14 protein-coding genes are annotated in these 14,376 nt (G+C 70.2%); 4 read left to right on the top strand and 10 right to left on the bottom strand.

Features of this window, described 5'->3' with window-relative positions; all coding sequences use genetic code 11:
• Window positions 1–4: 4 nt before the first annotated feature.
• The 4 genes from ACFYU0_RS06885 to ACFYU0_RS06870 form a co-directional block, all read right to left on the bottom strand.
• Window positions 5–589 carry a nucleotide exchange factor GrpE gene (locus ACFYU0_RS06885; protein WP_389298349.1) on the bottom strand — a complete coding sequence of 195 codons (585 nt, stop codon included), beginning with the start codon at window positions 587–589 and terminating at the stop codon, window positions 5–7.
• A 10-nt stretch (window positions 590–599) separates the two neighbouring features.
• Window positions 600–2,504: a molecular chaperone DnaK gene (dnaK, locus tag ACFYU0_RS06880; protein WP_389298348.1), complete on the bottom strand. Its 1,905-nt coding sequence runs from the start codon at window positions 2,502–2,504 to the stop codon at window positions 600–602.
• A gap of 507 nt (window positions 2,505–3,011) precedes the next feature.
• The gene (locus ACFYU0_RS06875) at window positions 3,012–3,578 is read right to left on the bottom strand and encodes a type 1 glutamine amidotransferase domain-containing protein (protein WP_389298346.1); all 567 of its coding nucleotides are present in this window, start codon (window positions 3,576–3,578) and stop codon (window positions 3,012–3,014) included.
• A gap of 208 nt (window positions 3,579–3,786) precedes the next feature.
• The gene (locus ACFYU0_RS06870) at window positions 3,787–4,236 is read right to left on the bottom strand and encodes a DUF1931 family protein (protein ID WP_389298345.1); all 450 of its coding nucleotides are present in this window, start codon (window positions 4,234–4,236) and stop codon (window positions 3,787–3,789) included.
• A 715-nt stretch (window positions 4,237–4,951) separates the two neighbouring features.
• Between ACFYU0_RS06870 and ACFYU0_RS06865 the strand changes: the two genes are divergently transcribed.
• From ACFYU0_RS06865 to ACFYU0_RS06855, 3 genes are all read left to right on the top strand, one after another.
• A complete protein-coding gene (locus tag ACFYU0_RS06865) occupies window positions 4,952–5,329 on the top strand; it encodes a DUF2267 domain-containing protein (protein ID WP_389298343.1) in 378 nt (125 codons plus the stop codon).
• A 213-nt stretch (window positions 5,330–5,542) separates the two neighbouring features.
• Window positions 5,543–6,133, top strand: a complete 591-nt coding sequence (locus ACFYU0_RS06860) for a DsbA family protein (protein WP_389298341.1) — start codon at window positions 5,543–5,545, stop codon at window positions 6,131–6,133.
• 128 nt (window positions 6,134–6,261) lie between these two features.
• Window positions 6,262–7,233, top strand: a complete 972-nt coding sequence (locus ACFYU0_RS06855; RefSeq protein ID WP_389298339.1) for an LLM class oxidoreductase — start codon at window positions 6,262–6,264, stop codon at window positions 7,231–7,233.
• Between the two features lie 29 nt (window positions 7,234–7,262).
• Here ACFYU0_RS06855 and ACFYU0_RS06850 read toward each other — a convergent pair whose 3' ends face one another.
• From ACFYU0_RS06850 to ACFYU0_RS06840, 3 genes are all read right to left on the bottom strand, one after another.
• Window positions 7,263–7,847 (bottom strand): NADPH-dependent FMN reductase, encoded by a 585-nt coding sequence (locus tag ACFYU0_RS06850; RefSeq protein WP_389298916.1) that lies wholly within the window; start codon window positions 7,845–7,847, stop codon window positions 7,263–7,265.
• 37 nt (window positions 7,848–7,884) lie between these two features.
• Complete coding sequence (locus ACFYU0_RS06845; RefSeq protein ID WP_389298338.1) at window positions 7,885–8,730, bottom strand: aldo/keto reductase; 846 nt, start codon at window positions 8,728–8,730, stop codon at window positions 7,885–7,887.
• Window positions 8,731–8,831: 101 nt separating this feature from the next.
• On the bottom strand, window positions 8,832–10,151 hold the full coding sequence (locus ACFYU0_RS06840) for an MFS transporter (RefSeq protein ID WP_389298336.1): 1,320 nt from the start codon (window positions 10,149–10,151) through the stop codon (window positions 8,832–8,834).
• Window positions 10,152–10,286: 135 nt separating this feature from the next.
• Here ACFYU0_RS06840 and ACFYU0_RS06835 point away from each other — a divergent pair, with 135 nt between their 5' ends.
• Window positions 10,287–11,177 carry a LysR family transcriptional regulator gene (locus ACFYU0_RS06835; protein ID WP_389298334.1) on the top strand — a complete coding sequence of 297 codons (891 nt, stop codon included), beginning with the start codon at window positions 10,287–10,289 and terminating at the stop codon, window positions 11,175–11,177.
• 127 nt (window positions 11,178–11,304) lie between these two features.
• Here the strand turns inward: ACFYU0_RS06835 and ACFYU0_RS06830 are convergent, their stop codons facing one another.
• The 3 genes from ACFYU0_RS06830 to ACFYU0_RS06820 all read right to left on the bottom strand — a co-directional run bounded on the left by ACFYU0_RS06830 (window position 11,305) and on the right by ACFYU0_RS06820 (window position 14,261).
• Window positions 11,305–11,685, bottom strand: coding sequence for a DUF2267 domain-containing protein (locus ACFYU0_RS06830; protein WP_389298333.1), 381 nt, complete (start codon window positions 11,683–11,685; stop codon window positions 11,305–11,307).
• A gap of 42 nt (window positions 11,686–11,727) precedes the next feature.
• Window positions 11,728–13,476 (bottom strand): PucR family transcriptional regulator, encoded by a 1,749-nt coding sequence (locus ACFYU0_RS06825; protein WP_389298332.1) that lies wholly within the window; start codon window positions 13,474–13,476, stop codon window positions 11,728–11,730.
• Window positions 13,477–13,898: 422 nt separating this feature from the next.
• Window positions 13,899–14,261 (bottom strand): DUF2267 domain-containing protein, encoded by a 363-nt coding sequence (locus ACFYU0_RS06820; RefSeq protein ID WP_389298331.1) that lies wholly within the window; start codon window positions 14,259–14,261, stop codon window positions 13,899–13,901.
• Window positions 14,262–14,376 lie beyond the last annotated feature (115 nt).

Below are 14,376 nucleotides of genomic sequence, written 5' to 3'. Positions count from 1 at the left end.
CCGCTCACTCCCGCTTGGCGACGGTCACGGCGGCCGGCCTCAGCTGCCGCTCGGCCTCGCCGTAGCCGGGGCGCAGCACCTGCGCCACGGTGTTCGGTTCGGCGTCGGGGTCCTGGACCACGCCGACGACCTCGTGCCGGGACGGGTCGAACGGGACGCCGGTCTCGGCGTGACGCTCGAAACCGAGGCGTTCAAGGACGGACACGGCCTGGTCGCGCACGGCGCGCACCCCCTCGACGATCGCCCCGGAATCGGAGCCCGCGTGGGTCAGGGCGAGTTCCAGGTTGTCGATGACGGGAAGGAAGGCCGCGGCCGTGCGGGCGCGTTCGACCGCGCGCTCCCGGTCCAGTTCCCTGGCGTGTCGCTTGCGCAGGTTGTCCAGATCGGCGAGAGCACGCCGCCAGCGGTCCTCGACCTCTTTAAGCGCGGCCGCGTACTCGTCCTCGCCGCCGGCCGGACCGGTGGCCGCGTCGGGCCCCGGTTCGGCCTCCGTGGTCGGCGGCGCGGGCTCTGGCGGGTGGCCCTGCGGCGGTTGTGCGGCGCCTTCGGGCGGCAGGTCGGACGATCGGTCCTGGGGAGGGATCGGCATGGCGGGTACCTCAGCCCTTGTCGAACTCGGCGTCAACCACGTCTTCGTCGGCGCCGGCACCGCCCGGCCTGGAGGCGTCCGGCCCGGAGGCGTCCGAGGGACCACTCGCCGCCGCGGCTTCGGCCTGGTGGGCGGCGAGCCCGGCGTAGACCTGCTGGAGTTCGGAGATCAGCGGCCTGACCTTGTCCACTCCGGCCTCGTTCTTGACCGCGTCGCGGGCCTCTGCCACCAGCATCTCGGCACGCGCCTTTTCGTGCGCGGGCGCGGCGTCGGCCAGTTCGTTCAGACGCTTCTCGACCTGGTAGGCGATCGCGTCAAGTTCGTTTCGGGCGTCGACGGCCTCGCGGAGTGCCTGGTCCTGGCCCCGGTTGGTCTCAGCCTCCTGGACCATGCGTTCGACCTCGCTCCGGTCCAGGTTGGAGCTCTCGCTGATGGTGATGCCCTGTTCCTTACCGGTGTCCTTGTCGCGCGCGCTGACGTTGAGGATGCCGTTGGCGTCGATGTCGAAGGTGACCTCGATCTGCGGTTCGCCCCGCGGCGCCGGCCGGATGTCGGTGAGCTGGAACCGGCCGAGGACCCGGTTGTCAGCGGCCCGCTCGCGCTCGCCCTGCAGGACGACGATGTCGACGGCCGGCTGGTTGTCCTCGGCGGTGGAGAAGGTCTCGCTGCGGCGCACCGGGATGGTGGTGTTCCGCTCGATGATCTTCGTCATCACTCCGCCGCGCGTCTCCACGCCCAGCGACAGGGGGGTGACGTCGAGCAGCAGGACGTCCTTGACCTCGCCCTTGAGCACCCCGGCCTGGATCGCGGCGCCCAGGGCCACGACCTCATCGGGGTTCACGCTCATGTTGGGTTCCTTGCCGCCGGTCAGCCGGCGCACCAGTGCCTGGACGGCGGGGATGCGGGTGGAACCGCCGACAAGGATGACCTCGTCGATGTCGCCCTCGCCGACCTTGGCGTCGGCCATGGCCTGCTGGACCGGACCGAGGCAGCGCTCCACGAGGTCCCCGGTGATCTGCTCGAACGTGGACCGCATGATCGAGTCGGTGAGATGCTTGGGCCCGGAGGCGTCGGCGGTGATGAACGGCAGGCTGACCTGGGTCTGGGTGACGGAGCTGAGCTCGGTCTTGGCCTTCTCCGCCGCCTCGAACAGGCGTTGCAGCGCTTGCGGGTCCTTGCGCAGGTCGATGCCGTTCTCCTTCTGGAAGTCGTCCGCGAGGTAGTCGACCAGACGCCGGTCGAAGTCGTCGCCGCCCAGATGGCTGTCACCCGCCGTGGAACGCACCTCGACCACGCCGTCGCCGACATCGAGGATGCTCACGTCGAAGGTGCCGCCGCCCAGGTCGAAGACGAGGACGGTTTCGTGCTGCTTCTTGTCCATGCCGTACGCGAGGGCGGCCGCCGTCGGCTCGTTGATGATCCTCAGCACTTCCAGTCCCGCGATCCGTCCGGCATCCCGGGTCGCGGTGCGCTGGGCGTCGTTGAAGTAGGCGGGCACCGTGATGACCGCCTCCGTGACCCGCTCCCCCAGCTGCTTGGAGGCGTCGTCGGCGAGTTTGCGCAGCACCAAGGCGCTGATCTCCTCAGGCGCGTACAGCTTGTCACGCACCTTGAAGCGGGCTTCGCCGTTGTCTCCCGGGACGACGTCGTAGGTGACGGCCTTGGCCTCGTCGGGGATTTCGTCGAAATGCCGGCCGATGAACCGCTTGGCCGAGTAGATGGTGCCCTTGGGGTTGAGGATTGCCTGGCGCCGGGCCAGCTGGCCCACCAGGCGTTCCCCGGTGTCGGTGAAGGCCACCACGGACGGTGTCGTACGGTTGCCCTCGCTGTTGGGCACGACGGACGGCTCGCCGCCCTCCCACACGGCGATCACCGAGTTGGTGGTGCCCAGGTCGATGCCCACTGCCTTGGCCATGAGGAACTCCTTCCGCGGCGGTCGACGTCCGTCGGCGACCGTTCATCCGCCGGGCCCTGTCCGCCCGGCCTCGAAACTCGTTCAGCTGGGGGCGGGGACGCTGCGCGCGCGGCCACCCCTGGAGGAGGCTCTCTCCCTGTTCGCGGCGGCCCCGCTGTCCAGCCCAGCGACCAGCAGGACGGCCTCATCGGCGACGTCCTCGTCCACCACGACGTCAGGGAAACCCTGGTCGGCGAGGTGATCGACGGCACGGACGGCTTCCTGGTGCGTCGAGTACGAGGCAACGGCCCTGCGGGGCTTGCTCGGTCATGGCCACTCCTTACGCCGACGGACCGCCGAGCGGTCCCGACAAGCCCCAGAATGGCTGTTCGCCCGGTCACCCCGCCTGCGCCCAGCGAGTCGAAAAGTGGCACCGGCGGTCGGTCTGCGAGGACAGGAGGCGGGAGGACGATTCGGGGTCGCGGTTCGGGAGAGGGGCTGCTCTTTCCGGTGCGACTGGCCCGTGGTTCAGCCGGGCATGGGATGGTGCGCCCGGGCGAACTGCTCCACCACGGCGGCGCAGAAGGCAGGCAGGTCGGCCGGACCGCGGCTGGTGACCAGCTGCCCGTCGACGACCACCTCCTCGTCGGCGACGACCTCCGCGCCGGCGTTGCGCAGATCGGTGCGGATGCTGGGCCAGGACGTCAGGCGGCGGCCCCGCACGGCGTCGGCTTCCGCCAACGTCCACGGACCGTGGCAGATCGATGCGACCGGTTTCCCGCTGGCCATGAAGTCCCTGACGAACTGCACCGCGTCGCGGTTCATGCGCAGCTGGTCGGGGTTCATGGTGCCGCCGGGCAGGAGCAGGGCGTGGTAGTCGTCGACGGAGGCGTCGGCGACCAGGCGGTCCACGGGGAAGGTTCCTGCCGCGTTGAGGTCGAACTGGCGGGCCTGGATCTCGCCGGGATGGAGCGAGACGATCTCGGTCTTCGCCCCTGCGCCCTGCAGCGCACCGCGCGGCTGGTCGAGTTCCACGCGCTCAACGCCGTCGGTGGCCAGAATCGCCACCCGCATCCCCTGCAGTTCCTGTGTCATTGTTACGGCTCCCTTCACGAGTCGCTGGTTGTACGACGCGAGCGGCAGGGACACCCGGCAGGGCCCGTCCGTCACCCGGACGGCAGCTCCGGCTGATACATGCTCAGGGCACCCTCGGCCGCGGCTCGCAGTCCCCGGTCCTTCGACACGCGCGCCGAGGACCTCGGCATGTCGGTTCGGACCGGTGACATGCACCGGGGCGCGACTGCTACAGCAGCCGGTCGAACACCGCGGTCACGCCGTCCCAGTGGCTGGCCTGCGGGTTCTTGACATCCGGGTACAGGATCTTGAACGTCTCGGCGAGGGCGACGCTGAGACCGCCGATGATCTCGGGGTAGCGCTCTTCGGTCTCCTGGGTGGGCGTCCTGTCGAGCGGAGGGTGCGCGGCGAGCTGGTCCAGGTTCGGCTTCAGATCGACCTCCTCGTCGAGCCGCCGGAACCGGTGGATGCTTTCCTGGAGGCCCTTGGTGATCGGTAGGTCCCACGGTTCGACGGTGTCCCGGCCGTTGGCCTGAGCCGAGGCCTGGCCGACGACCAAGAGGTCGTAGAGCTTGGCGTCCACGAAGTCGCCGTACCGCTTGAGGTCGTTCTTGTCCACGTCGAGCCCTGCGGCGGCGCGGAAGAACCTCTCGAACTTCGACACAGCCATCACGGTCATGCCTCTCGCCTCCTCACCGGGAACCGGACGGCGTCGTGCGCTCCGGCCGGCGCCGCCATCGGCTGTTACCGGTCGAGATTCGCAGAGCCCGCCTGCTGAGCGCCTCCGCATCCCAGGCCGAAAATGAACACCCCCTTCCACCCTGGCAGAGCAGCATGGCCGACTTGGCGAAGCGGGACCGTGCCAGGGCGCTCCGACGGGCAACGCACATCGGTCGACAGCCCGCCGTCGAACGCTCTCGACGCCGAACGGGTCGGCCGGAAACGCGGGGAAGGGCTAGGCCGTGTCCGCAAAGTCGTGTCTGCGTCGCGACGCCCCGGCACGCACTCTCGCCGCACCGGCCGAAAGCCCGAGTACACCCAGTACGAGGGCATCCGGCCGGCACTCCCCCAGCCTTCGGCCGGGGGACCCCCAGAGCACGCACCGGACGCCGCGACGCCCGCCCTGCGGGCGAACGACGCGACTTCGCGGACACGACCTAGCCGACGCGCCTACACGTACGGCGCCCTGACACACATCCGGCAGACCGGCGCCGGTGTCCCCTTTGCCGCCGCGGAGGCCGTCTGCACTTGTGCTCGGAGGTCTATGGCTCCCGCGGCTTTTCCGCCCGCCGGGAGCAGGCATGGTGTGGCCCGTATCCGGAGCATGGAGACGGCCTCTGCTGAGGCGCCCGCACCATGGCGCGCATCAGCCCGCTTCAGGAAAAGGACCGCTCATGGACTACGACACCTTCCTCGACACGGTCACCCGGCGTGCCCCTGTCCCCTCGGAAAAGGCCGAGCCCCTCACTCGCGCCACCCTGGCAACACTGGCCGAGCGGCTCACCAGGGGTGAGGCGGAGGACCTCGCGTCCGAACTGCCCAAGCCGCTGAAGGAACCGCTGGTCTCTCCCACTCCGGAGGCCGAGGCCTTCGGACTCGACGAGTTCATCAATCGGGTGAGCAGGCGAGCAGAGGTGAGCCCGGACGAGGCCCGCGAGGGTGTACGTGCCGAGCTGAGCACCCTGAGGGACGCGGTCAGTGAGGGCGAGTTCCGCCAGGTGATGTCCCAGCTTCCCCGGGACTTCGAGGCTCTCGTCGGCGCCCCGGGCTAGGAGGAGCCAAGACCGACGAGGCCGGCGCCATCGGCGTAAGACGGAATCGGCCGTGCTCACGGAGGCTCGAAGCAGTGCCGCGGCACAGGCGTCTTCCCGGTGCCGCATGCGAGGGCCCGACGCATGCGGCGGGCTCTTGGCCCGTGGCCTGCTCGCCGTTCCCGTCGCGTGTCATGACACCCATTCCATCGACTTCACGACAGAGGATCCGGCATGAGTACTCAGACGCCCCGCATCAGCTCGCCCTCGCGCGTTCCGACCAGTTCCTCGCCGAGCGGGGACGGCATCGTCGTCGCAGCCGGCCCGGTACAGGTGGATGCCTTCATCGACTTTCTGTGCCCGTTCTGCAAGCAGTTCGAGGGTAAGAGCGGGCCGATCCTTGACGAGTTGGCGGCGAACGAGGCAATCCGTCTCGTCTACCACCCGATGGGTTTCCTCGACGGCCTGTCCACCACCCGCTACTCCTCCCGTGCCTCGGCGGCGTCGGGCTGCGCGGCCGATGGCGGCCACTTCATGGAGTACCTGTACGCGCTGTTCGCCAACCAGCCCCCCGAGGGCGGGCCGGGCCTGTCCGACGACGAACTGATCGAGCTCGGCCGCGCGGTGGGACTTGGGGACAGCTCGTTCGCCGCGTGCGTCCGGCAGGGCGTCTACCTCGACTGGAGCTCCTATGTGACGGCGACCGCCGTCCAGCGGGGCGTAGGGGGAACGCCGACCGTGGCGGTCCAAGGCGTACCGGTGCCGGCCAACCCGCACACCATCCTTGCCGCGGTGCGCGCCGCCCATGCCGGTGGCGGCGGATGAGGCGGGACAAGGACCCGGACACGGCCGATTCACCGGAGGTTCGCATGACAGAACCGACAGTTCCCTCAGCCAACGCACCCGTGGACGTCGAAGGCGCGACGCAGCGGCCGTTCTCCGAGCACGCAGCTATGGCCAGGGCGTATCCCGGCGGCAGGATGACCGTGGGCGCCATTACGCCCCTGGAGGGATTCGACGGGCCCGTGCCGTCCCTGGCCGGGCACATCGAGCGGATCCAGCAGGCCGAGCGGGCCGGCTTCGCGTCGGTGTGGGTTCGCGACGTGCCGCTGTTGGACCCGAGCTTCGGGGACGCCGGGCAGGTCTTCGACCCGTGGGTGTACCTGGGGCAGCTCAGTGCCCGCACCACCTCGATCACACTGGGGACCGCCAGCATCGTCATGCCGCTGCGGCATCCACTGCACACCGCGAAGGCGGCCGCCTCGGTGGACCAGCTGTCAGGCGGCCGGCTCCTGCTCGGGGTGGCCACCGGTGACCGACCCGTGGAGTTCCCGGCCGTCGGTCAGGACCTGGGCGACCGGGCCGAGAGGTTCCGGCGGTCGCTGGAGTACTTCCGTGTCGTCCTCGAGCACCGTTTCCCGCACGTGGAATCGCCGCTCGGCCGGATGCGCGGCACCGATCTGCTGCCCAAGCCGGTGTACCGGCGGATCCCCGTACTGATGACGGGACGCGGCAGGCAGGACGTCCGGTGGATCGCCGACAACACGGACGGCTGGCTGTACTACACCCCGCCGCTCCAGCAGCAGGCCGAGAACATCCAGCGGTGGCGAGAGCTGACCGAAGGCGACGGCGGTGGGTTCAAGCCGTACGCACAGGCCACCTATCTGGACCTGACCGAGGACCCGCTGACCCTGCCCCGGCGCATCCACCAGGGCTTTTCGGTGGGCCGGGTGTCGTTCCTGGCGATGATGCGGGCCTGGCAGGACATCGGCATCGACCAGCTGATGATCAATTTCAAGCACAGCCGACGTCCGGTCGCCGAAGTGATCGACGAACTGGCCGAACACGTGCTTCCGCACTTCCCGCCCGGGCATTTGGGCGCGCGCGGCGAGCACCGGCGGCCCGTGGAGCGAACCGGACCCTGAGCAAGCACGACCCCGCACCCCCTGTGTACTCAGTCCCGGACGGCCCCGGCCGGCCGCTCCTGCGCGTAGTCGCACGTGCCCTCCGCCCGGAACTGCAGGGCCGCGCTGGTCACCTCCGCGCCGAGGCCGCGCAATTGATCCGCGACCGCCTGGTCGGTGAGACGTCCGTCGCCGTCGAAGGCCCGGGAGGACCGCGGGACTGCGAACACCAGCGGCACGGCCCAGCCGCGCAGCGACCGCACGATGAACTCCATCGCGTTGATCGCCTGCAGGCCCTGCACTCCACCGGCGGTTGTCAGCATCCCCACAGGTTTGTTGCTGAGGTAGGGCGGGTCGTTGTCGGCCAGGAGGGCGAGCCAGTCCACCGCGTTCTTGAACGCGCCGCTGACCGACCCGTGGTAGGTCGGGCTGCTCCACAGCAGGGCGTCGGCGGCCTGAACGGTGTCCGCAAGCCGGCGGGCGGACGGAGGGATCCCGTGCTCGGACGTGTAGAACGGGACATTCAGCCGCTTGAGGTCGATCACCTGGGTGTCGGCGCCCGCAGCGGCCGCCCCCTCGACCGCAACACACAGTGCGGTGAGGCTGGTCGACGGGGTACGCAACGAACCTCCCATTCCGACGACGAGTGGGCGCGCCATCCTGTCAACTCCTTCAGAGCATCTCCAGGGGCGTGGGCCCGCCGGGCGGCGGGAACGCCTCGTCGAGGGCGTCGAGCGCCTCGGTGGGAAGGTGGAGGTCCACCGCGCCGCGGTTCTCCCGAACGTGGCCGGGCGATCCGGAACGCGGGATCGCGGCCATCCCCTGCTCCAGCACCCAGGCGAGTGCCACCTGGGCCGGCGTTGCTCCGAGGGCCCGGGCCACGGCACCCAGTGCCTCGACCTTCACGAGTCGGGCCTGCTCGATGGGAGAGTAGGCCATGACCGTCACCCCGGCCTCGCGGCACCAGGGAAGCAGATCCCACTCGATGCCGCGCCGGGAGAGGTTGTACAGCACCTGGTCGACGGCCGCGCCGTCCCCACCGGGGAGAGCGGTCAGCTCGACCATGTCGGCGACGTCCAGATTGCTCACGCCCCAGGAACGGATCTTCCCCTCCTCCATCAGGTCGGTGAATCCCGCAAGGGTCTCCTCGAGCGGCCACCGTCCCCGCCAGTGCAGCAGGTACAGATCCAGCCGTTCCGTACGGAGCCGCCGCAGGCTGCGCTCGCAGGCGGCGACGGTGCCCTTCCGGTCGGCGTGGCCGGGCAGCACCTTGCTGACGAGGAAGACCTCTTCCCGGTGTCCCCCGAGGGCTTCCCCGACAAGCTCCTCGGCTGCGCCGTCGCCGTACATCTCAGCCGTGTCGACGACGGTCATGCCCAGGTCCACGCCCAGCCGCAGCGCGGCGATCTCCTGTTCACGCCGGGCCGGGTCCTCGCCCAGGTACCAGGTGCCCTGCCCGAGCGCCGCGATCTCCTCACCGGAGGGGAGCGCAATCGTTCTGGCCGATTCCGCAGACATCCCGGGCCTCCCGTCCGCCGCGGATGCGTGTCACGCGCACCCGCACCGAGTGCCCAGGTCCGCGCCTCCCAGACAGCCGTGCCGCATCCGCCACACGGAGGTCAGGAGGGGCGAGCGGACTGCGCCGAGAGCTCGCCGGGACCCGGTGGGCGATCGCGCAACGCGACGGTCACCGACACAACGGCGCCGCAGGAGAGGACCGTCGCGAAGCCGATCATCGCGGTCTGCACGGCGAAGTGCCGCAGGGCGATGCTGAACAGGACGGAGGGCAGGCCCATTCCGAGGTACGCGACGACGAAGAACACGGCGAGGACCCCCGCGCGTGAGGCGGGCTCGGCCACTGAACCGGCACGTTCGACTCCTCCCTTGAACAGCAGCCCGGAGCCGGCTCCCGAGAGAGACACGGCGACCAGGTAGAGCCAGAGCGCGGGGTGGTAGAGGGCGACGGCGCACAGGACCAGGCCGACCGGAAAGACCACTGCCCCCACCGTCAGGACCCGAGGCAGCGGGAGGCGTCCCAGCACCAGCTGGGCGGCCGCCGCGGAACCGAACATGAGGAAGGCCGCCAGGCCGACCATGAGGGGAGAGTCGGTGTGCAGGGTGCCGTGGAGCACGCTCGCCCCGAGGGAGGAGATCAGGCCAAGGATCGCGAAGGCGAAGGCACCCAGCGCGCCGGCCGCGCCGAAGGCCCGCCGGGCGCCGGGGCGCAGGACGAACCGGGTGGGCGGTTCGGCCGCGGGCAGCTCCCGGTCCACGGTCTCCGGGGTGCACAGCACCAGCGCCAGGCACACTGCCATGGCGAGCGTGAAGATCGCCTGGGCGGTGACCAGGGGGGTGGGAAGCCATTCGGCGGCGGCTCCGGCGACCAGGGGCCCTGAGGCCAAGCCGCCGAGGTTGGCGGCGGTGGCCACGATGCCGGGCAGCACCGAACCCGTCCGGTCCGGACGGGCCTCGTGGTGGAGGTCGTGCAGGTACGTCGTCGCGGTCGAGGCCATGAGCCCCAGTCCGGCACCGTTCAGGATTCTGCCCGCTATCAGCCCCGGCAGGTCCCGCCACACCATCAGTACGACCGACGCGACGATACCGACGAGCAGCGCCGGGACGATGATGCGCCGCCGGCCGAGCCGGTCCGACAGGTGTCCCAGTCCTAGGAAGGCGGCCGCTGCGCCCACGACCATCGAGGCGTACGCCACCGTGACCGTGGTGGCGCCGAAGTGGTCCCGGGCCTCGTACAGCGGCCACAGAGGGGTAGGCGCGGTGCCGAAGGCCATCAGCACGGTGAAGGCCACCGCCACGAACCAGAAACCGGTCGTGTGCGTGGCACGGCGCCGGGCGGGGGCGCGCGGCGGCAGGCCGTCGGGAGCGGGCGCTTGGATTCGGTGGGTCGGGTTGTCGGGAGCGTCGGCTGTGGGACGGCTCAACGGCGTCGGTACGGCAGGCAGGAGTACCCCTCCTCGAGCGGAAGCGGATGGCGTTCCTCCATCCTCCTCACCAGCCAGAATCAGCGCCAACGAATGTTTTTGCTCGTCTCCAGCAATGCGAGTGATACTTGTGGTGTGGAGCTACGTCAGTTGGAGCACTTCATCGCGGTCGCCGAGGAGCTGAGTTTCACGCGTGCCGCCCGTCGGCTGCATGTGGTGCAGTCGGGGGTGTCCGCCGCGATCCGCTCCCTGGAGCGCGAGCTCGGCTGCGCGCTGTTCGAGCGCACGTCGCAGCAGGTCCGGCTCACTGGGGCGGGCGCGGCGCTGCTGCCGGAGGCCCGGGCCACCCTGCACGCCGCCCAGGCGGCCCAGGACGCCGTGCGCGCCGCACAGGACACGCTGCGCGGCACGGTGAACGTGGGCGCCATGGCCTCGGTCGAGGTGGTGGACCTGCCCGCGCTCCTGGGGCAGCTGCACGCACGGCATCCCGCGATCGACGTCCGGCTGCGGCTGGCGACGACCGGCTCGGCGGGACTGGCGCACGCGCTGCTCAGCGGGGACCTTGACGTGGCCTTCCTGTCGCTGCCCGAACGCAAGCCTGCCGGGATCGACGCACGGGAGCTGACCACTGTGCCGCTCGTCCTGGTGGTCAGCGCCGGCCATCCGCTCGCGCAGCGGGAAAGGGTGGCACTCGCGGACCTCGCGGGGGAGCCTTTCGTGGACTTCCCGCCGGGCTACGGCAACCGCGAGGTGGTCGACCGGGCGTTCGCGGCAGCGGGCGTCGTACGCCGGGTGGCACTGGAAGTGCCCGACATCGACATGGGGGCGGCACTTGTCCGGCACGGACTGGGCATCGCCTTCCTGCCCGAGTTCGCCGTGGCCCGCACCCCCGGCCTGCACGTCCTGGACGTGCGCGGCACCGCGCTCCGCTGGAGCATGCATCTCGGCACGTCGTCGACCCGGCGGCCCACCTCGGCCCTGGGAGCGCTGCTCGACCTGGTGGACCTGCACGCCATCCGCCTGTGACGTCCGGGCGTCTCCGACGGCGGACCGCGGTCGGAGACGCCGCAGGACAACACGCGGCTCTGCCGGAGGACGTCTCGGTCACGCCTGCCGTCATGACCACATGGCGATCGCGCGGGTGGGCCCGGGGTCACCCGGCGGATTCGATGGCCTGCGAGAAGTCCGTTCCGAGCTGCGACATCAGGTCGTTGAACTCCTTCTCGCTGATCGCCTCCCGGAGCACGGTCAGTACGGTCCTTACACCCCGGTCGGCTTCCTCCTCCTTGAGCATGGTGCGTTCGGCCACGCGCCGCACGCCGTCCTGGTGCCCGAAGCGCTCGATGCGGTCCGTGGCTCCCCGGCGCACCGCCTCCGCGAGGCCCTCGGGGAGCTCGGTGATCAGGTCCCTGGCCTCCCCGGCGCTCAGCCTGTGGGCCAGCGTCTCGAGCGTGGCCCGGGTCAGGTCCGCCGCCTCCTGCCGGCTCAACCCGGTGCGCTCGGCGACGGTACGTACGAATTCCTGCTCATCCATGCGTCGTCCTCCTTCGCTGCTGTGTTGCGACGGACCCCGGCGTCAGCCGGGCCCGCCCAGCATGATCTTCCACACTCGGGTAGCCACCTGGAGGTTCAGCCGGTCTTCCACGTTCGCGAGGTCGTTGCCGCTGATGTCGCGGATACGCTGAAGCCGATAGCGCAGCGTGCTGCGGTGGATGCCGAGGGATTCTGCCGTCTCGTCGTAGTTGCCGCCGAAGTCGAAGTACTGGGACAGGGTCTCCACCATGGTCGCGTGGTGCCGGGAGTCGTAGTCGATGAGCTGCCCGAGCCACTCCTGGACGAACGTCTCCAGTTCCCGGCGACCGCTGCCGGGTCCCAGGATGCGATAGAGGCCGAGCTCGTCGAAGAACGACGTGCCGTAGCGCTCGCGGGAATGGTGGCGCGCTTCCAGGGCGCGTAGCGCCTCCTGGTAGCGGTGGGGGATGTCGTCCACGGAGTCGCAAGGGCCGCTCACCCCGATCGTCCCGGACCGTGTCCCGGTCTCGCGGGCGAGCGCCTCGTACAACGCGCGGGCATGCGGCCTGTCGTCGGCGATGAGGACGACGTGGTCGGAGCGGCGGGTCAGCAGCGAGCGCATGCCCACCGCAGAGGCCGCCCGACCCACGGTCTGCGTGAAGGATTTGTCCGCAGCCCGGTTCGACCACTGCACCACGGCGATGTAGTGGCTGCGGTGCAGGTCGTGTCCGATTGCCTCGGCCCGGGCGTAGGCGCTCGCGTCGTCCGTCCCCGCCAAAAGGTCGTCGGCCAGCTCACGGTGCAGCCTCAGCTCCACTTCGGCCAGATTGCGCAGGTGCGCCAGCTCCAAGGCGAGCGACGTGGCGGCGTGTCCGAGCGCGAGTACGGTGTGCTCGTCGGTCTCGTCCCGGGTATCGACCAGCGCCAGCACGCCCAGGATGTCACCGTGCGGGCGGACGAGGGTGATCAGCCGGTCCTTTATCCGCACCGGCCCGGCCTCTCTCGCGACGGCGTGCAGCATTTCGTCCTGACGGAAGGGGTCCGGTTCGGGATAGGGGTCGGGGCGGCCGGGGCCGGTCCAAGTCCTCAGCCGACCGAAGCGGTCCTCGACCAGCGCGGGAAGTCCAGTGATTCGGTGGAGTGCGCGGGTGACAGCTTCCTCGCCGCCACCCGAGGCAGCGACGTCGGCCATGAGAGCGTGAACGGCTCGCTCGTAGCCCAGCTCAGCCACCACGGAGATCAGCTGCAGCTGGAGGGCTGTGCGGTCGTCCCTCAGTCGGCGCAGCTCCAGCGCGTCCTCGCGTCGGCGGCGTTCTGCGAAGGCGACTGACAGTGCGGCAGCGGTGTGCCGGACGAACGTGGCCAGCAGAGATCGCTCGGCCTTGGTGGGCCGGGAGCGGGAGGTCACGACAAGGTAGCCGTAAAGTCCCCCAGGTCCGCGTAGCCCCAGGGCCCGGCCCCAGGGCCTGCCGGGTACGGTCACGTTACCGTCCTGCCCGGCCAGCTCCCGCACCCTCCGGCTCACGGCCAAGGCATGCATCTGCCCGTTCCTCGGGCTGGGGACCAGGTCGCCGCCCACCTTCAGGTATCCGGCCTCCGCGCTGTAGGGTCCTGCGGCGGCTATGTGATCCATGGCCAGGCGGAGAATCTCGACTTCGTCCGGAGTGCCGAACAGGGTGCGGGAGAGCGCGATCAGTTCGTGGAGGGCATGGTCGGCCGGGGGGCGAGCGGGCCGACGGGGCCCTCTGCGTGCGACCACGGGGTGGCGCCCGGCGCTGTGGTGGTACAGGCTGTGCGCCCGACTGCCGACCATGGATCACTCCGTCCCTCGAGGCCTTCAGGAGCCGAGCGGCGTGTCGCGTACCCGCTCCCGGGCCGGCAAACCCGAAATATATGGATTGCTTCTCCCGTGCTCCTGGGGCGAGCGGAACCAGTGCATTCCTTACTCGCCAGACGTAGGCGTGGAGCCACCCGATTCGTCACCCTGGGGAGTGCTCGAGACTCTCCGTGCGCAACGCCAGCAGCCCCCCGTAGCCACCCGGTGCGGCCCCTGCCGCGTGGTCAGCCCCGCTGGTTGGGCTCACGGTCACCGTCCGCAAGGCGGAGGCCACCAAACCCCGCCACATGGGATCACCGAGAGCAACGAGAGCGGCGATCATTGAGCCGAGGAGCCCGGCGGTGCGGGGCAACGGTCCAGAACCGTCGGGCGCTCCGGGGGGCGTGGGGGTGTGCGAGCTAGATGTTCTGGAACTCGTTCGGCAGTTGCGCCATCACATCCTGGAACTCGGCACCGGGAACGGCCTCTCCCAGAGTCATGAAAACCGCAGCAACGCCCCGGCGCGCCACGGTCTCACTGACGTCTACACGCTCACTCACTCGCCGGACGAACTCGTCAACGCCGAATTTCTCGGCGACATCCTCCGGTGGGATCAGCGGCGGGGCGATCTCGGCGGGCAGGACGCCGGCCAAGTGCCTGGCCTCGCCGCCGGTGATGCGCTCGCCCAGCGTCAGCATCGTGGCCCGGGTCAGCTCTCCAGCCTGCTCCTCGGGCACGTGGGCCCGCCGGCTGACCAGCCGGATGAACTCGTCGCTGTCCATGGCGTCTCCAATCCTGCAACGTGTCACAGGTACCGCGCATGCATTGCCCGAAACGGTGAACGGAATGCCGGCGTAAATGGTGCGCAGTCCGAGGGTTGGGTGCGGGCCACGCGGA

It is taken from the genome of Streptomyces sp. NPDC003720, from assembly GCF_042875075.1.
Taxonomy (GTDB): Bacteria; Actinomycetota; Actinomycetes; order Streptomycetales; family Streptomycetaceae; genus Streptomyces.
This window is presented reverse-complemented; position numbering and strand designations above follow the sequence as displayed.